Here is a 16,579-nt window from a genome sequence, read left to right on the forward strand (position 1 = left end):
GGGGGGGGGGGGGGGGCGGGGGCGGCCGGTGACGGCGGTTCAGCCGGCCTTGGGGGCGGCGAGGGTCTCCCGGGCGGCGCGGATCGACTCCTTGAGCGAGCCCATGGTGGCGAGCACGGCGGTGGGCTCGTACCCGCAGTGGGCCATGCAGTTGTCGCAGCGCGGGTCGCGGCCGCGGCCGTACTTGTCCCAGTCGGTCTTCTCGATGAGTTCCCGGTAGGTGGGGACGTAGCCGTCGGACATCAGGTAGCAGGGGCGCTGCCAGCCGAACAGCGAGTAGTTGGGGATGCCCCACGCGGTGCACTCGAAGTCGACCTTGCCTTCGAGGAAGTCCAGGAACAGCGGGCTGTGGTTGAGCCGCCAGCGGCGGCGGTTGCCGCCGGAGAAGGCCTTGCGGAACAGCTCGCGGGTCTGTTCGACGCCGAGGAAGTGCTCCTGGTCGGGGGCCTTCTCGTACGCGTAGGCCGGGGAGATCATCATCTCGTCGACCTTGAGTTCGTCGTTCAGGAAGTCCAGCACCTCGACCACGGTCTGCGGCGTGTCGGTGTTGAAGAACGTCGAGTTGGTGGTGACCCGGAACCCCCGCCGCTTGGCCTCCTTAATCGCCTCCACGGCCTCCGCGAACGTCCCCTCCTTGGCCACCGAGGCGTCGTGCCGCTCCTGCAGGCCGTCGATGTGCACGGCGAACGTGAAGTACGGGGACGGGGTGAACAGGTCGAGCTTCTTGCGCAGCAGCAGCGCGTTGGTGCACAGGAAGACGTACTTGCGGCGGGCGACCAGCTGCCGGACGATCTCGTCGATCTGCGGGTGCATCAGCGGCTCGCCGCCGGCGATGGAGACCATCGGGGCGCCGCACTCCAGGACCGCGCCGACCGCCTGCGCGACCGGCATCCGCTGCTTGAGCACCCCCGCCGGGTGCTGGATCTTGCCGCAGCCCTCGCACTTCAGGTTGCAGGCGAACAGCGGCTCCAGCTCGACGATCAGCGGGAACTTCTCCCGGCGCTTCAGCTTCTGCTGCATGAGGTAGGTGGACACACGGAGGGTCTGACGCAGCGGCATGGCCATGGCTTAGCTCGCCTCCTGGGGGAGCGTCGAGGGCTGTGTCGAGGACGGTGGGGCGGTCGGCGGACGGGGTGCGGCGGTCAGGTGCCGGTGCCAGGCGGTGAGCGCGGGGACGGCGGCCCGCAGCGCCCGCCAGGCGCGGAACCCGGCGGGCAGGGTGCCGGGGCGGACGAGTTCCCGCTCGGGGGTGTCGACCACCACCCGCAGCACCGCGGCGGGCAGGTCGGGGGCGTGCTCGGCGCGGGCGGCGAGCACCGCGGCGGCCTCCATGTCGACGGCGAGCGCGCCCTCGGCGTGCAGCCGGGCCCGTTCGGCGCCGCGCACCACCCGGTCGGCGGTGCGGTGGGTGCCCAGGTGGGCGCGGAGCCCGGCCTCCTCCAGGGCGGTGGCCAGCGCGGGCGCGGTGGCCAGCGGATGGGTGCGGCCCTCGGCGTCGGTGACCCGGTCGGCGACGATCACCTCGCCGGGGCGCACCCCGGGGCCGACGGCCGCGCCGAAGCCGGCGACGACCAGCGCCCCGTAGCCGCCGGCCTCCAGCAGCGCGCCGGCCCGCCGTCCGGCCGTCCGCCGCCCCATGCCGGTGCGGGCCAGCACCGGGGGGCCGCCGGCCGCGCCGGACCAGTCGCCGCCGCGCAGCGCCCAGGCCTCGGGGGCGAGCGCGCAGAGCACCAGGAGCGGGGCGGTCATCGTCGGCCGCCCCGGCCGAGCGGCGCGTCGTGCAGGTAGCGGCCGAGCGCGGTGACCGGGAAGACCAGCCGGTACAGGTGGTAGTTGATGGAGAAGTCCCAGGGGAACCCGGTGCCGGTGAACTGCGGTTCGTCCCACGTCCCGTCGGGGCGCTGGGTGCGGGTCAGCCAGCCGACGCCGCGTTCGACGGCCTCGGAGTCGCGTTCGCCGGCGGCGAGCAGCGCCATCAGCGCCCAGGCGGTCTGCGAGGCGGTGGAGTCGCCGCGGCCGGCCCAGGTGGCCGGGTCCTCGTAGGAGCGCATGTCCTCGCCCCAGCCGCCGTCGGTGTTCTGCCGGCCGGTCAGCCAGCGGACGGCGCGGCGGATCGCCGGGTGGCCGGGGGTGAGCCCGGCGGCGATCAGGGCGGGCACCACGGAGCCGGTGCCGTAGATGTAGTTGGTGCCCCAGCGGCCGAACCAGGAGCCGTCGGCCTCCTGGTGCTCCAGCAGCCAGGCGACGCCGCGCCGGGTGCGCGGGTCGCGGGTGCGGCCGGTCTCGGCGAGCATCTCCACCATGTGCGCGGTGACGTCGGCCGAGGGCGGGTCGATGACCTCGCCGAAGTCGCAGAACGGCAGCTTGTTGGGCAGCCGGCTGGTGTTGTCGGCGTCGAACGCGCCCCAGGCGCCGTCCTTGGACTGCATGCCCAGGCTCCAGCCGACGGCCCGTTCGACGGCGGCGCCCAGCCGGTCCCGGTCGGGGTGGTCGACGCGGCGCAGCGCGAGCACCACCTCGGCGGTGTCGTCGACGTCCGGGTAGGTGTCGTTCTGGAATTCGAACGCCCAGCCGCCGGGGGCGAGCCGGGGGCGTTTGACGGCCCAGTCGCCGCGGGTGGTGACCTCCTCGCCGAGCATCCACTCGCCGGCCCGCACCAGCGCGGGGTGGTCGCCGGGCAGTCCGGCGTCGCGCAGCGCGATGGTGGCCAGGCAGGTGTCCCAGACCGGGGACTGGCAGGCCTCCAGCCAGCGCTTGCCGTCCTCGGTGTGCACGGTGAAGGATTCGAACGCGGCCAGGCCGGCCTTCATCACGGGGTGGTCGAGGCGGTAGCCGAGCAGCCGCAGCGCGATCAGCGAGTACACGGCGGGCGGCTGGATGCCGCCCCAGCAGCCGTCGGCCTCCTGCCGCTCGACGATCCAGGCGGCGGCCTGCCGCAGCGCCAGGCGGCGCACCGGTTTGACGGCGTACCGGTGGTAGCGGTGCATCAGCTGGTCGAGGCGCTGGAAGAGGCCGTCCCAGCTGTGCGCGGGGGCGAGCGGCCGCTTCGGGTACGGGTCGGCCGGGTCGGTGTGCAGTTCGGTGAGGTCGAAGGGTGCGGGCCGCACCGGGCGGTGGGCGGAGACCACGGTGAGCGGGACGATGGTCTGCCGGGCCCACTGGCCGAAGGAGTAGATGTTCAGCGGCGCCCAGCTGGGCAGGAACAGCACCTCGGGGGGCAGTTCGGGGAGCTTCTCCCAGGGCCACCAGCCGAACAGGGCGAGCCAGATCCGGGTGAAGACCCGGGTGGCGGCGATGCCGCCGTGCTCGCGGACGTGGGCGGCGGCGGCCCGCATGTGCGCGGCGTCCGGGTCGTCCCCGGCGAGCCGGAGGGCGACGTACGCCTCGACGGTGGTGGACAGCTCCGGCGGGCCGCCGTGGAAGGTGGCCCAGGTGCCGTCCTCCCGCTGCCGGGAGCGGATCCAGGCCGCGGTGGCCCGGGTCTGCTCCTCGGTGCGGATGCCGAGGAACTGGCGGAGCAGCAGGTCTTCGGCGTCCATGGTGACGTTGGTCTCCAGGTCGCCCTTCCACCAGCCGTCGGCGTGCTGGAGTGACAGCAGGTGTGCGGTGGCCCGGCTGAGCGCCGCCGCGGGTGAGGAATCGTCAGATCGTGTTACTGCAACTGAGGTTTGGGGTCCGAGCCTTCCACCCGCGGTTGCTGTCACTCTTACGTCACCTCTCTCTGACCACCACGAATTCGGCGAGTGCGACGAAGTGCTCGCGCACCTCGTCGGCCATGGGCACCTCGCCGAGCGCGGCGAGGGCGGTGTCGTACTGGCGGCGGGCCTCTTCCTGCGTCCAGGCCCGGCCGCCGGCCTGTTCGATCAGCGCGGCGCGGGCGGCGAGCCGCTGCTCGCTCTCCTCGCCGCGGCCGGTCGGGTCGGCCAGCTGTGCGGCCAGCTCGCGGGAGGCGGCGCCCCCCTCGGCCAGCGCGGCGCACACCGGAAGCGACTTCTTGCGCGACTGGAGGTCGCTCCAGTGCGGCTTGCCCGTCACCTCGGTGGCGCCCCAGATCCCCAGCAGGTCGTCCACCGCCTGGAACGCCAGGCCCAGGTGGTGGCCGTACCGCTGGAGCGCGTCGGAGACCTTGTCGTCGGCGCCGGCCAGCACCGCGCCGATCGCCGCGGAGGCCGCCAGCAGGGCGCCGGTCTTGCCGCCCTCCATGGTCAGGCACTCCTCGACCGTCACCACGTCCCGCTGTTCGAACGACACGTCCAGCGCCTGACCGTCGATCAGCCGCCGGGTCGCGGTGGTGATCAGGCGGACGGCGCGGGCGGCGTCGGTCGGGGTGGCCCCGCCGGCCACCGCGGCGTCCAGCAGGACCTCGGTGCCGAGGGTGGCCAGTGCGTCGCCGACCAGCACGGCCTGCGCCGGGCCGAACACCGTCCAGGCGGTGGCCCGGTGCCGACGTGTCTCGTCACCGTCCATCAGGTCATCATGCAGGAGGGAGAAATTGTGCACCAGCTCGACCGACACGCCGCCCGGTACGCCCACCTGCGCGTCCGCGCCGACCGCCTCGGCCGACAGCAGCGCCAGCGCCGGGCGCACCGCCTTGCCGCCGTCGCCCGCGGCGGGCTTGCCGTCGCGGTCGATCCAGCCGAAGTGGTAGGCCGCGACGGTGTCCATCGGTGCGGCCAGACGGGCGACGGCCTCGCGCATCGGCGGCGTGCAGAGCGTGCGCCCGCGCGCCAGCAGGTCCAGGACCGTCGGGGTGTCCCTGACCGTCGAGCCGGTGCGTGCCTCCACGTGCGTTCCCTCTCGGTACGTCGGGCCGGCCGCGAGCGGCGGCCGGCCTGGTGCGATGTCGGTGGTCGGGGCCTGCCGGGTCGCCGTCATCGGGGCCACCGCCCGTCCGCCCGGTCGACGGGGAGCCGGCCGGTGCCGGCCAGTGCGGCGTCGGCCGCGGCGTGGCCGCTGCGCACCGCGCCCTCCATGGTGGCGGGCCAGCCGGTGGCCGTCCACGATCCGGCGAGCAGGACGCCCGGGACGTCGGTGCGCGCGCCGGGGCGCAGCCGGGCGGTGCCGGGCGCCGGGTCGAAGGTGGCGGTGCGCTCCCGGGTGACGAAGAAGTCCAGCACCTTCGCGCCCGCGGCGGCGGGCAGCAGCCGGGCGAGCTCCGGCAGGTAGCGCGCCCGCAGTTCGGCGACCGGCAGGTCGATCTCGTCCTCGGCGGCGGACTGCGACACCGCCAGGTACTGGGCGCCGGGGACGTCCAGGCCGGAGTGCCGGGTGCGGTCGAAGACGAACTGCACCGGGGAGCCGATCGCGGCGAAGAACGGGCGGCGGATCAGCGGCCGGTCGTAGATCACGTGCACGTTGAGGATCGGCGCGGTGCCGAAGTCGGCGAGCCGCTCCTGCCCGGGGACGGCGCCGGGCGGCAGCAGCGCGGCGGCGGTGTCCTGGGCGCCGGCCAGCACCACGGTGTCGGCGCTGAGCAGCTCGCCGCTCTCCAGCCGGACGGCGTGCGGTTCGGCGGCCTTGAGCTCGGCGGCCTTGGCACGCAGCAGCACCCGGACGCCCAGTCGTTCGAGTTCGGCGCGGGCCCGGTCGTGGTGGATCTCGCCGAGCGGGACGCGGGCGGTGCCGATGTCGGCGGCGCCCGGGTCGGACAGCAGGCCGGTCTTGAACACCTTGGCCGCCAGCGCCAGCGAGGTGCGGTCGGCGGTGGCGTTCAGGGTGGCGACGCCCACCAAGTCCCAGACGGCCTCGACGGTGGCCGGGGTCTGGCCGTGGCGGCGCAGCCACTCGCCGAAGGAGAGGTCGTCGAGCGCCGGGTCGTCGAGGTCCAGCCCCTTGAGGGCGAGCGCGCCGCGCACCACCCGCAGCCGGTCGGCCGGGCCGAGGTGGCGGTAGGTGGCGAGGCTGCCGGCCAGGTGCAGCGGGACGGGCAGCGCGGCGCGGCGCAGCCGGCCGAGGCTGCGGGCGCCGTCGGCGGCGAGGCCGAGCACCGGGACGTCGAGGCGGTCCTGCAGGTCGGTCAGGCCCTGGGCGCCGAGGCGGTCGAGCAGGCCGCGGTAGGCGGTGCAGCAGCGCATGTAGACGTGCTGGCCGTTGTCGACCGTCAGCTCGCCGCGCTTGAAGGAGAAGGCCAGGCCGCCGAGCCGGGGGCGGGCCTCGACCAGGGTGGTGCGCACGCCGGCCTCGGCCAGCCGGAGGGCGGCGGTGATGCCGGCCAGGCCGCCGCCGATCACCACGGCGGTGCGCTGCCGCTGCGGCGTCGGCGTGCTCATCGGTCCTCCCCGGCGGCAGTGGACTGAGGGCACACCAACGAGCGCGTGCGTCGTGATTCCCTGTTGACACAGCGTGACATAACTCGCGTGAGAATCAAGAACGCCCTCCGGCGAGCCCGGACAGTGCCACGTACGCCTTCTCCCAGCCCGGCAGCGAGACCCGGCCGCGGAGCACCGAGTGCGGGTCGGCGGCGATCCGGCCGAGCAGGCGGTGGTAGATGCCGGCCATCGCGGCGGTGGCGGCGCGGCTGCGGCGGTCGAGCATCGGCAGCAGTTGCAGACCCTCGGTGAAGGCCTGCTGGGCGCGGTCGGCCTCGAAGGCGACCAGGCCGGTGAAGTCGGCGCCGACCGGGAGCTTCGGGAGGGCGAAGCCCTGCTGGCAGCCGAACCGGACGAGGTCCTCGGTGGGCAGGTAGGTACGGCCGTTCAGGGCGTCCTCGCGCAGGTCGCGCAGGATGTTGGTGAGCTGCAGCGCCAGGCCCAGGGTGTCGGCGTAGGCGGCGCCGCGCTCCCAGTCCTCGCAGCCGTACACGCCGAGCGAGAGGCGGCCGATCGAGCCGGCCACGCAGCGGCAGTACACCTTGAGGTCGTCGAAGGTTTCGTACTCGACGCCCTTGAGGTCCATCTCGACGCCGTCGATCAGCTCGTCGAAGCCGCCGAGCGGGATCGGGAAGCGGCGGGCGGCGTCGGCCAGCGCGACCTTGATCGGGTCGGTGTCGTCCTCGGTGACCGCGCCCGCCCGGACCTCGTCCAGCAGGGCGCGGGTGCGGGCCAGGGCCTCGCTCTTCTGCTCGGCGGGCAGGTCTCCGTCGCCGATGTCGTCGACCCGGCGGGCCAGCGCGTACAGCGCGGACATCGCCAGCCGCTTGGCCTCGGGCAGCAGCCGGATGCCGTAGCTGAAGTTGCGGGCCTGCAGGGCGGTGACCGCCTCGCAGTACCGGTAGGCCGCCATGACCGGCGCGGACGCCAGTGGTGATGCCCCCACGCGGGCGCTCACCTTCCCTTCGCGAAAAGTGCCGCCGCCCGGCCGGCCAGGCGGCGCTTGTCCGGCTTCGCCCGGTGCGCGAGCACGTCGTACCCGGCCGCCGCGATGGCGTCCAGGGCCGCGTACCCGCCGGCGGTGAATCCCGCCAGCAGCAGTCGGAGCCTCCCGTGAACCGTACCTACCAGCGGCGCGCCGCGGTCGAGCAGGGTCCGGGCCCGGCTCGCCTCCCAGGCGATCAGCTGCCGCACCTCGCGCGAGGCGGCGGGGGCGGCGAGGTCCTGTTCGGTGACGCCGAAGGTGGCGAGGTCCTCCTGCGGGAGGTAGATCCGGCCGCGTTCGAGGTCCTCGGCGACGTCCTGCAGGTGTTCGACGATCTGCAGCGCGGTGCAGATGTCGTCGGACATCGCGATCCGTTCGGGGGTGGCGCGGCCGGCCAGGGCGAGCACCAGGCGGCCGACCGGGTCGGCGGAGAGGGTGCAGTAGTGCCGCAGGTCGTCCCAGGCCGGGTAGCGGGTGGCGGTCTGGTCGACCCGGTTGGCCTCGATCAGCCGGCGGAACGGCTCGGGGGTGACGGCGTGCTGTTCGATCAGCGGGACGAGGCGGCGGATCAGCGGGTGCCGGGGCTCGCCGGCGGCGGTGCCCAGGACGGTGCCGCCCTGGGCGCGGTCGTCGCCGAGGGCGGTGGCGAAGGCCCGGTCGAGGTCGCGCTCCAGGCCGTCCAGCAGGGCGAGCCGGAAGCCGGCGTCCCCGGGGGCGCCGGGGACGTCCAGCAGCTGGGCGACGGAGGCCGGGTCGGCGAGGTCGCCGTCGCCGGCGTCGTCGATCAGCCGGGCGAAGCCGTAGACCGCCATCAGGTCGCCGCGCCAGGCGGCGGGGAGGAAGGCGGGGGCGACCGGGAAGTTCTCCAGGTCCGCCTTGTCCAGCGTCACCGCCGCTGTCTGGTTATCGGATTTGGTTGAAGCCGACACTGCCGTCACCTTCCCGTTCTACACCGGTGCCGACCGCCACCGCGCCCCGGACACGCTTTCGTCGCCACGCCTTCACCCGCCGCACGGCACAGGGCCGGTGCCGGGGAACCCTCCCCGCGCACCGGCCCTGCGACCGTCGGCCGCGCCCCGGTCAGGGGCGCTCGCCCTTCTCGTACCGCCGGACCACCTCGTCGGTGTGCCCGTCCATGATCAGCTCGCCGTGCTCGATCCAGATGGTGCGCTCGCAGGTCTCGCGGATCGCGTTGTTGTCGTGGCTGACCAGGAAGACCGTGCCGGCCTCCTTGCGCAGCTCGTTGATCCGGGCCTTGGAGCGCTGCTGGAAGCCCTGGTCGCCGGTGGCGAGGGCCTCGTCGATCAGCAGCACGTCGTGGGTCTTCGCGGCGGCGATGGAGAACCGCAGGCGGGCGCCCATGCCGGAGGAGTAGGTGCGCATCGGGAGCGAGATGAAGTCGCCCTTCTCGTTGATGCCCGAGAAGTCCACGATGCTCTGGTAGCGCTCGCGCACCTGGTTCGGGGACATGCCCATCGCCAGGCAGCCCAGCACCACGTTGCGCTCGCCGGTCAGGTCGTTCATCAGCGCCGCGTTCACGCCCAGCAGCGAGGGCTGGCCGTGGGTGTAGATGGCGCCCTTGGCGGTCGGCAGCAGGCCGGCGATGGCCGCCAGCATGGTCGACTTGCCGGAGCCGTTGGAGCCGATCAGGCCGACGGCCTCGCCCTTGTACGCGGTGAAGCTGATGCCGCGCACCGCGTGCACCTCGCTGATCGCGGGCGACTTCTTGCGGGTGATGATCCGGCTCAGCGCCGAGGTGGCGCTGCCCTTGCCGGAACCGGCGCCGTGCACCTTGTAGACGATGTGCACGTCGTCCACCACGACGGTGGGGACCCGGGCCTGGTTGTCCACCGCGGTGGTCTCCTTCATGGTGTCGATCGCTGCGTCAGCCACGGCCGTACTCCTCCTCGGACTTCCAGAAGAACACGAAGCCGATGACGAACGCGACGATCGCCCAGGTACCGGCCATGATCCAGATGTGGTCCGGGAGCTTCAGCGCCTCCGGGAGCGGGTGGCCCGCCGCGTCGTAGCCACCCGGGTAGATCTTCTTGTCGAAGCTGTCCGGCATGAAGGCGTAGCGCATCAGGTCCATGTAGACCGTCGCCGGGTTCCAGGAGTAGACCGTCTGCCAGATCGTCGGCCAGCTCTTGATGTAGCCGGAGACGCTGTACATGACGCCGGAGACGTACATCCAGGTGCGCAGCAGGAACGGCATCAGCTGCGAGATGTCGGAGGTCTTGGCGCCGATCCGGGCCATCACCATGGCGAGGCCGGTGTTGAACAGCGACTGCAGCAGCAGCGCCGGGACGATCAGCAGCCAGGTCATGCCGGGGCGGATGCCGTTGATCAGCACGATGGCGACCAGCACCACCATCGAGATCAGCAGCTGCTGGAGCTGGATCACGGTGAAGGCGATCGGCAGCGAGGCGCGCGGGAAGTGCAGCGCCCGGATCAGGCCGAGGTTGTCCGAGATGGACCGGGTGCCGGCCTGGATCGCGCTCTGCGAGAACTGGAAGACGAAGACGCCGACGCACAGCCAGGCGACGTAGACCGGGACGCCGTCCCGGCTCTTCATGATCACACCGAAGACCAGGTAGAACACCGCGCAGTTGAGCAGCGGGGTGAGCACCTGCCAGAGCTGGCCGAGCTTCGCGGTGGTGTACTGCGCGACCAGGCGGGCGGTCGCGAACGCGCTGATGAACGCGCGGCGGGCCCACAGCTGGCGGATGTACTTCGGCAGACTCGGCCGCTTGCCGCTGACGGACAGTCCGTACTTGTCCGCCAGTTGCTTCGGGGTCAGACCCGCGTCGGCGCCCCTCGGTGCGGAGAGGTTGACCGGGTCACTCAGTGTCGACACATTCGTCCTTCAGGGGGTCGAAATCCCGCGCCCCGGGGGGACGGGGCGCGGAACCGGGGCGTACCACGAGGAGCTCAGGTTTGCGTCCGGCCGGCGGGGGTAACGCCGACCGGTTGCGATCAGATGATTGGCGGTCTGCCGAGCCTGGTCAAGCGCCAGACGGTCGACCACTTCATCGGCCGGCGCGGCCCGCAGGGCTCGCTCCAGCCTGCCCGGAACCCGCCGAGCCACGCCTTGAGTGCCGAGCCGGAGGGCCGGCGGGCGACGGTCAGCAGGAACCAGGTCCCCAGGTAGAGAGGCACCAACAGGGCCGGAAGGTTCCGCCTGGCCAGCCACACCCGGTTGCGGGCGACGTTGTGGAAGTACGCCGCGTGCCGGGCCGGGGAGGTCGCCGGGTGGTACAGCACCACGTCCGGCCGGTAGTCGATCGACCAGCCGGCGTCCAGCGCCCGCCAGGCCAGGTCGGTCTCCTCGTGGGCGTAGAAGAACTCCGCGGGCAGCTGCCCGGCCTGCGGGAAGACCGCGCTGCGCACCGCGCTGGCGCCGCCCAGGAAGGTGGTGACCCGGGACCCGCGCATCGGGTCGCTGGCGCGCAGCCGGGGCACGTGGCGGCGCTGGGTGGTGCCGGTCTCCGGGTCGGCGATCCGGAACGAGACGATGCCCAGCGACGGGTCGGCGGTGAACGCCTTGCGGAGGATCTCCGCGGAGTCGGTGTTCGGCAGCGAGCCGTCGTCGTCCAGGAACAGCACCGCGTCGACGTCCCGGCCGTCCGGGCCGAAGAGTTCGATGCCGACGTTGCGGCCGCCGGGGATGCCCAGGTTCTCGGGCAGTTCGACGGTGCGCACGCCCTCCGGGAGCGGGGGCAGCGGGGCGCCGTTGCCGACCACGGCGAGCTCGACCGGCGGGCCCTGCTGGGCGCGCACCGACTCGATCAGCGCGTTCAGTTCGGCGGGCCGGTTGCCCATGGTGATGATGACCGCGCCGAGGCGGAAGTCGTCGCTCATCGGAGCCTGCTGGACAGCACGATGGACAGCAGGTGCAGGACGGTCTGCAGCATCGCGATGGCGGCGAGCACCACCACGGCGAGGCGGGTGAAGTACAGGCCGCCGTGCACCTGGTCGGCGATGCCGGCGGCCAGGATGAACAGCGAGGCCTCCACGGCGCCGACCAGGCGGTGGAACTTCAGCAGCGAGGCGGCCCGGCGGGCCTTGGCGACGGCGTTCGAACGCGGCACCGAGGCCTCGTCCTCGACGGCGGTCATCCCGGAGCGGGCCCGGGCGACGTCGACCAGGTCGGTCTCGGACTTGATCAGGATCGCGCCGAGCGCGGCCAGCGTGCCGAGGAAGGCCCACTGCCAGGCGGCGTGCGCGCCCTCGCGGTGCAGCAGGTCGGAGGCGCGCAGGCCGAGGCCGGTGAGCAGCGCCGCCTCGGACATGTAGTGGCCGACCCGGTCCAGGTAGACGCCGGTGAGCGAGGTCTGCCGGCGCCAGCGGGCGACCTCGCCGTCCACGCAGTCCAGCAGCAGGTAGATCTGGATCAGCAGGGCGCCGAGGATCGCGCCGGTCAGGCCCGGGACCACCAGGGCGATGCCCGCCAGGATGCCGGTGAGCATCATCAGGTAGGTCAGGCCGTTGGGCGTGATGGCGGTGACGGTCGACAGGATGCGGGTGATCCGCAGCGAGATCTTCCGCATGTAGAGGCGGCCGGCCCAGTGCTCGGCACTGCGTCGCTGGAGCATGCCCTCGGGGTGGATGACCGCCCGGAGCTCCTCGATCGACGGGCGGCGGGTGAGGTCAACCGGCGGGCGTTCAGCTGTTGACGGCTTGGACATAGTCGGCGTACGCGTCCCTGATGTCTGTGGCGGAGAGGTCGAGGTGTTCGAGGATGGTGAAGCGCCCCGGTCTGGTGTTCGGAGCGTAGTGCACCGCTTCGGTGAACTCCGCCTCGGTGAAGCCGATCTGATCGGCGGTCACCGGCAGGCCGTGGAAGCGCAGGCGCTCCACGATCAGTCCGGACAGGTCCCGCTCGCCCCGCAGGAAGCAGGCGAAGGCCGCGCCGAGGCCGACCTGCTCGCCATGCTGGGCGGACCGCTTGGGGTACAGCACGTCCAGGGCGTGCGAGATCTCGTGGCAGGCTCCCGAGCTGGGCCGGGTGCTGCCCGCGATGTTCATCGCGATGCCGGACAGTACCAGGGCTTCCGCGAGCGTGGTCAGCAGGTCCGGGTCCTCCAGGGTGCCCGGGTGCCGCAGCAGGTTCTCGCCGGCCGCCCGGGCCATCGCCACGGCCAGGCCGTCGACCGGCTCGCCGGTGACGGCGTGCGACAGCTCCCAGTCGGCGCAGGCGGAGATGTTGGAGACGGCGTCGCCGATGCCAGCCGCCACGAAGCGCTTGGGCGCCTTGGCGATGACGTCCAGGTCGACCACGATGCCGATCGGGCCGGGCACCCCGTAGGAGCCCCGGCCGGCGTCGTTGTCGAGGGTGGAGACCGGCGAGCAGATGCCGTCGTGGGCGAGGTTGGTGGCGACCGCGACCACCGGCAGGCCGACCCGCGCGGCGGCGTACTTCGCCACGTCGATGATCTTGCCGCCGCCGAGGCCGACCAGCGCGTCGTAGTGGCCGCGGCGGATCTCGTCGGTCAGCCGGACCGCGCTGTCCAGGGTGCCGTCGTCGACCTGGTACCAGTCGGCGCCCGGCAGCGCCGGCTCCAGGCGCTCGCGCAGCAGGGCGCCCGAGCCGCCGCTGATCGCCACCGCGATCCGGCCGGCCGTGGACAGCCGCTGGTCGGCGAGGATGCCGCCGAGCGCGTCCAGCGCGCCGGCCCGCACCTCGACGAACACCGGCGAGGGCACCAGTCGGGTCAGTACCGGCACGCGATCTCCCGGGCCTTGGCCAGGTCGTCGTGGTTGTCGATCTCGACCCAGGAGACCTCGCCGATCGGCTGGACGTCGACGATCAGGCCGCGGTCGACCATCTCCTGGTAGCCGTCCTCGTAGTACAGCTGCGGGTCGCGCTCGAAGACCGCCTTGAGGGCGTCGGCGAGGGCCGGGCCGGCCGAGGGGTTGATCACGGTGACGCCGATGTACTCGCCGGTGGCGTCCAGCGGGTCCATCAGCTTGGTGATCCGGCGCACGCCGAGCTCCGGGTCGACGACGACCTTCATCTCCTCGTCGGCGAGCTTCTTCACGGTGTCCAGCGCGAGCAGGATGCCGGGGGCCCGGCCCTCCTTGATGCGGCGGTCGTTGCCGTCCAGCATGGTGCGCTGCACCGAGGCCGGGTGGACGGTGTCGCCGTTGGCCAGCAGCAGGCCCTCGGCGAACAGGTCGCGGGCGCACCACAGGGAGTAGGCGTTGTTCCACTCCTCGGCCTTGTCGTTCTCGACCAGGGTGAGCTTGACGCCGTACTTCTGCTCCAGCGCCTGCTTGCGCTCGTACACCGCCTCCTTGCGGTAGCCGACGACGATCGCGGCCTCCCGCAGGCCCACCTCGGCGAAGTTCCCCAGGGTCAGGTCGAGCACCGTCCGCTCTCCGTCGACCGGCACCAGCGCCTTGGGCAGGGTGTCGGTGTACGGACGAAGCCGGCGGCCTGCGCCGGCGGCCAGGACGAGGCCGATCATGCGGGACTCCAGGGTCTCGGGTGCCGTCCGGCACGCCGGTGCGGGCCGGGCGCCGGGGGCGCGGCCGCGGCTGCGGCGCGCCGTCCGGGCGCGTCCTGCGGAGCGCCCGGTCCCACTGATGGTAGGCGACCCCGGCCACCTGCCAGAACGCGGGCCGGGCAGCTCAGGTGATCAACTGCCGGGCCGCGCCGCGGGCCGATCGACTGATCAAATGAAGGCGGAACCCGGACGCCCGAAGGCCTCCGACGGCCCGGGATCGAACACTTCCGCCGAACATCCGGTCCGCCGGGCCGGTGATGTGCGTCGCGGCCCCGGGGCCGCCCGGGCATGCGGCAGACTTGGGCCCCGACGCCGTCGGCGGACCGACCGATCCGGGCCGCCGTGCGCGCAGCCGACCTCAGAACCGGGGTGGGCGGCCCCGGGCCCTTCCCGGGCGCGGCCCCGGTCCACGTGCCGAAAGGGGCATTTCGCCCATGAGTCCCGCTGTCAGCCCGACCGACGACCTCTCCCCCGAGCTCGCCACCCCGCCCGCGGCCGCACCCGGCGAGATCCTGTTGGAGCTGGTCGACGACCAGGGCGTGACCATCGGGACCGGCGAGAAGCACTGGGCCCACCAGCAGCCGGGCCGGCTGCACCGCGCCTTCTCGGTGTTCCTGTTCGACCGCCAGGGCCGGATGCTGCTGCAGCGCCGGGCCCTCGGCAAGTACCACTCGCCGGGCGTCTGGTCGAACACCTGCTGCGGCCACCCCTACCCCGGCGAGCAGCCGTTCGTGGCGGCCGCCCGCCGCACCGCCGAGGAGCTGGGCGCCGCCCCCGCGCTGCTGTGCGAGGCCGGCACCGTCCGCTACGACCTGCCGGACGAGACCACCGGGCTGATCGAACGGGAGTGGAACCACCTGTTCGTCGGCCTGATCACCGCCGAGCCGGAGCCGGCCCCGGAGGAGGTCGAGGACACCCGGTTCGTCACCGCCGCCGAGCTGCGCGAGCTGCGGGGCGAGAAGCCGTTCTCGGTGTGGTTCGAGACGGTCTTCGAGGCCGCGCTGCCGGGGATCCGGGAGATCGCCGGGAACGAGTGGTGACCTCGCGGCGGTCCGCCGCTCAGTAGTCCGCCTCCCCGTCGGGCCCCTCCCCCGCCGCCGCGGGCCCGGGCAGCGGCAGGGCGGCCCAGATCACCTTGCCGCCGTCCTCGGTGGGCTCCACGTCGCACTCGCCGCCCGCCTGCAGGGTGACGCTCTTGACCAGCAGCAGGCCGCGTCCGCCCGGGCGGACCGGGTCGTTCGACTGCGCCCGCGGGCGGTAGGGGTGGCCGTCGAACACCGCGACCCGCACCCGCCGCGGGCCGATCTCCAGCTCGCAGTGCACCTGCGGGGAGAGCGCGGCGGCGTGCGTGACGGCGTTCGCCATCAGCTCCGAGACGATCAGCAGCAGGTCGTCGACCAGTTCCTGGTAGCGCTCCCCCGCCATGCCCTGGGCCAGCAGCCGGTCGCGCACCGCGCGTCTGGTGCGCGGCACCGAGGCCTCCTGCGGGGCCGCGCCGAACCGCCAGCTGCCGGGCTCCGGCCCTCCCCGGCGGGGCCGCCCGGCGGTGACGTCCGTGGCCTGCCGCTGCGTCTGTTCCACTGCACGCCGCCCTTCACGCGGTGTCGGGAGCCGACCGCGCTCGGGACGGGCGTACCGCTCGGGGCTCCGCTGGTCACCCGAGGCTAGGAGAGCGACCCCCGGCGACCGGCGTCGGGACCGCAAAGACGCGTGTCGTGAAGCTTCCCGACCGAATCGGTGCGCGATCCGGCCCCCTCCTGGCCGCGCACGCTCCCGGCGGGCGCGATTTTTGCCGCCAGAACACCCGCGCGAACCCCCGCGACCAGCAGTTTCACCCTTTTCTCCGCCCGCCTTGCCCGCGTTGCGCCCGAATTGCCCCGCCCTCGTGCCCGCAGGCCTCGAAAACGCAGGTGAGAAGCACTCCGGAAGCCTGGTAATGTTCTCTTTGTCGCCAGGGGGCAGCCGAAAGGAAGCCCCGAGGTGAACACCCGGTCCGGGTGGCGGAATGGCAGACGCGCTAGCTTGAGGTGCTAGTGCCCTTTATCGGGCGTGGGGGTTCAAGTCCCCCCTCGGACACAGACACTGCGGGTCAGGAGAAATCCTGGCCCGCAGTTTTTGTCTGCCCGGAAGCGGCCGGTCGGGTTGACCAGCAGGCGCACCTCGCGGGCGTCCAACTCCGCTGCGGCGAGCACCGGTTCGACCACGTGGCGGCGGATGTCGGGGGCGAGCAGGGCATCCAGGTCGACGTCGGCGGCGTGCTGCGAGGAGACCACGACGGTGTCCAGGCGCACCGCATCAGCTCGGGTGGCTCGTCGGTGGCGTAGCCGAACATCAGGCCCTGGTCGCCGGCGCCCTGCCGGTCGAGTTCGTCGTCCTCGCTGATCTGGTCGGCGATCTTGTCGGGGTGGCCTTCGGTGACGGACTCCGAGGTGAACAGGCGGCGGGTCATCGGGTTCCTTCGGGCGGCGGGCCGGCCTGAGCGGGGTTCAGTGCCAGCTGACGGGGTTGCGGTAGGCGGCGGGGCGCTCCAGGCGGCGCCAGTGCGCGCGGTGGTGCGGGGCCCGGTGCTGCGGGGGGCGCGCGGGCCGGACGGTGGTGCGGACCGCCAGGACGGCGAGCAGGGCGGCGAGTTCCTCCGCGGTGGGCGAGCCGCGGACGATCCGGATCTCGGGCGGCCCGTTCACATCGGCGGGTTGCCGTGCTTGCGGCTCGGCAGGTCGGCGTGCTTGGTGCGGAGCATGGCCAGTGAGGAGGCCAGCACGGCGCGGGTCTCGGCG

Annotated in this window: 16 protein-coding genes, 1 tRNA gene and 1 pseudogene; 2 read left to right on the plus strand and 16 right to left on the minus strand. The window is 73.1% G+C overall.

The annotated features are described in order from the left end of the window. Positions 1-39: 39 nt before the first annotated feature. The 13 genes from hpnH to ACWEMJ_RS31165 form a co-directional block, all read right to left on the minus strand. Entirely contained in the window at positions 40-1,065 is a 1,026-nt protein-coding gene (hpnH, locus tag ACWEMJ_RS31105) for an adenosyl-hopene transferase HpnH (RefSeq protein WP_452140470.1), read from the minus strand. Positions 1,066-1,068: 3 nt separating this feature from the next. Further along, positions 1,069-1,749, minus strand: a complete 681-nt coding sequence (locus tag ACWEMJ_RS31110; protein WP_452140471.1) for a phosphorylase family protein — start codon at positions 1,747-1,749, stop codon at positions 1,069-1,071. Continuing rightward, positions 1,746-3,704: a squalene--hopene cyclase gene (gene shc / locus ACWEMJ_RS31115; protein WP_452140472.1), complete on the minus strand. Its 1,959-nt coding sequence runs from the start codon at positions 3,702-3,704 to the stop codon at positions 1,746-1,748. The genes ACWEMJ_RS31110 and shc overlap by 4 nt, the downstream gene beginning before the upstream one ends. 7 nt (positions 3,705-3,711) lie before the next feature. Then, entirely contained in the window at positions 3,712-4,785 is a 1,074-nt protein-coding gene (locus ACWEMJ_RS31120; RefSeq protein ID WP_452140473.1) for a polyprenyl synthetase family protein, read from the minus strand. An 86-nt stretch (positions 4,786-4,871) separates the two neighbouring features. Continuing rightward, positions 4,872-6,269, minus strand: a complete 1,398-nt coding sequence (gene hpnE, locus ACWEMJ_RS31125) for a hydroxysqualene dehydroxylase HpnE (protein ID WP_452140474.1) — start codon at positions 6,267-6,269, stop codon at positions 4,872-4,874. Positions 6,270-6,363: 94 nt separating this feature from the next. After that, positions 6,364-7,221 (minus strand): presqualene diphosphate synthase HpnD, encoded by an 858-nt coding sequence (hpnD, locus tag ACWEMJ_RS31130; RefSeq protein ID WP_452140484.1) that lies wholly within the window; start codon positions 7,219-7,221, stop codon positions 6,364-6,366. Positions 7,222-7,262: 41 nt separating this feature from the next. Further along, complete coding sequence (gene hpnC, locus ACWEMJ_RS31135) at positions 7,263-8,183, minus strand: squalene synthase HpnC (protein ID WP_452140475.1); 921 nt, start codon at positions 8,181-8,183, stop codon at positions 7,263-7,265. 190 nt (positions 8,184-8,373) lie between these two features. Then, the gene (locus tag ACWEMJ_RS31140) at positions 8,374-9,162 is read right to left on the minus strand and encodes an ABC transporter ATP-binding protein (protein ID WP_452140485.1); all 789 of its coding nucleotides are present in this window, start codon (positions 9,160-9,162) and stop codon (positions 8,374-8,376) included. Positions 9,163-9,178: 16 nt separating this feature from the next. Further along, the gene (locus ACWEMJ_RS31145) at positions 9,179-10,150 is read right to left on the minus strand and encodes an ABC transporter permease (protein ID WP_452140476.1); all 972 of its coding nucleotides are present in this window, start codon (positions 10,148-10,150) and stop codon (positions 9,179-9,181) included. Between the two features lie 119 nt (positions 10,151-10,269). Beyond that, on the minus strand, positions 10,270-11,154 hold the full coding sequence (locus tag ACWEMJ_RS31150; RefSeq protein ID WP_452140477.1) for a glycosyltransferase family 2 protein: 885 nt from the start codon (positions 11,152-11,154) through the stop codon (positions 10,270-10,272). Continuing rightward, complete coding sequence (locus tag ACWEMJ_RS31155) at positions 11,151-11,888, minus strand: CDP-alcohol phosphatidyltransferase family protein (RefSeq protein ID WP_452140478.1); 738 nt, start codon at positions 11,886-11,888, stop codon at positions 11,151-11,153. The genes ACWEMJ_RS31150 and ACWEMJ_RS31155 overlap by 4 nt, the downstream gene beginning before the upstream one ends. Before the next feature lie 70 nt (positions 11,889-11,958). Beyond that, positions 11,959-13,020: an iron-containing alcohol dehydrogenase family protein gene (locus ACWEMJ_RS31160; RefSeq protein WP_452140479.1), complete on the minus strand. Its 1,062-nt coding sequence runs from the start codon at positions 13,018-13,020 to the stop codon at positions 11,959-11,961. After that, positions 13,008-13,763, minus strand: a complete 756-nt coding sequence (locus ACWEMJ_RS31165) for a phosphocholine cytidylyltransferase family protein (protein WP_452140480.1) — start codon at positions 13,761-13,763, stop codon at positions 13,008-13,010. The genes ACWEMJ_RS31160 and ACWEMJ_RS31165 overlap by 13 nt, the downstream gene beginning before the upstream one ends. 473 nt (positions 13,764-14,236) lie before the next feature. Between ACWEMJ_RS31165 and idi the strand changes: the two genes are divergently transcribed. Beyond that, a complete protein-coding gene (gene idi / locus ACWEMJ_RS31170; protein WP_452140481.1) occupies positions 14,237-14,842 on the plus strand; it encodes an isopentenyl-diphosphate Delta-isomerase in 606 nt (201 codons plus the stop codon). A 19-nt stretch (positions 14,843-14,861) separates the two neighbouring features. On the opposite strand, the gene ACWEMJ_RS31175 is transcribed toward idi, so the two are convergent. Next, positions 14,862-15,383, minus strand: coding sequence for an ATP-binding protein (locus ACWEMJ_RS31175; protein ID WP_452140482.1), 522 nt, complete (start codon positions 15,381-15,383; stop codon positions 14,862-14,864). 410 nt (positions 15,384-15,793) lie between these two features. On the opposite strand from ACWEMJ_RS31175, the gene ACWEMJ_RS31180 reads away from it, so the two are divergent. Beyond that, positions 15,794-15,878 (plus strand) — tRNA-Leu (locus tag ACWEMJ_RS31180). Here the strand turns inward: ACWEMJ_RS31180 and ACWEMJ_RS31185 are convergent. Together ACWEMJ_RS31185 and ACWEMJ_RS31190 are read right to left on the minus strand one after the other, a co-directional pair. Further along, positions 15,875-16,251 (minus strand): annotated as a pseudogene (locus tag ACWEMJ_RS31185) (S-adenosylmethionine synthetase N-terminal domain-containing protein); the annotation flags it as partial. The gene ACWEMJ_RS31180 and the pseudogene ACWEMJ_RS31185 overlap by 4 nt on opposite strands. A 37-nt stretch (positions 16,252-16,288) precedes the next feature. After that, a complete protein-coding gene (locus ACWEMJ_RS31190) occupies positions 16,289-16,486 on the minus strand; it encodes an acyl-CoA carboxylase epsilon subunit (RefSeq protein WP_452140483.1) in 198 nt (65 codons plus the stop codon). Positions 16,487-16,579: the final 93 nt, after the last annotated feature.

It is taken from the genome of Kitasatospora sp. NPDC004531, from assembly GCF_053602195.1.

What these genes read in the sequence shown, in the direction of transcription:
- ACWEMJ_RS31155 (WP_452140478.1), bottom strand. Translation starts at nt 11,888, where the DNA reads ATGCTCCAGCGACGCAGTGCCGAGCACTGGGCCGGCCGCCTCTACATG.
- hpnD (WP_452140484.1), bottom strand. Translation starts at nt 7,221, where the DNA reads ATGGCGGCCTACCGGTACTGCGAGGCGGTCACCGCCCTGCAGGCCCGC.
- ACWEMJ_RS31150 (WP_452140477.1), bottom strand. Translation starts at nt 11,154, where the DNA reads ATGAGCGACGACTTCCGCCTCGGCGCGGTCATCATCACCATGGGCAAC.
- hpnH (WP_452140470.1), bottom strand. Translation starts at nt 1,065, where the DNA reads ATGGCCATGCCGCTGCGTCAGACCCTCCGTGTGTCCACCTACCTCATG.
- ACWEMJ_RS31110 (WP_452140471.1), bottom strand. Translation starts at nt 1,749, where the DNA reads ATGACCGCCCCGCTCCTGGTGCTCTGCGCGCTCGCCCCCGAGGCCTGG.
- hpnE (WP_452140474.1), bottom strand. Translation starts at nt 6,269, where the DNA reads ATGAGCACGCCGACGCCGCAGCGGCAGCGCACCGCCGTGGTGATCGGC.
- ACWEMJ_RS31165 (WP_452140480.1), bottom strand. Translation starts at nt 13,763, where the DNA reads ATGATCGGCCTCGTCCTGGCCGCCGGCGCAGGCCGCCGGCTTCGTCCG.
- ACWEMJ_RS31140 (WP_452140485.1), bottom strand. Translation starts at nt 9,162, where the DNA reads ATGAAGGAGACCACCGCGGTGGACAACCAGGCCCGGGTCCCCACCGTC.
- idi (WP_452140481.1), top strand. Translation starts at nt 14,237, where the DNA reads ATGAGTCCCGCTGTCAGCCCGACCGACGACCTCTCCCCCGAGCTCGCC.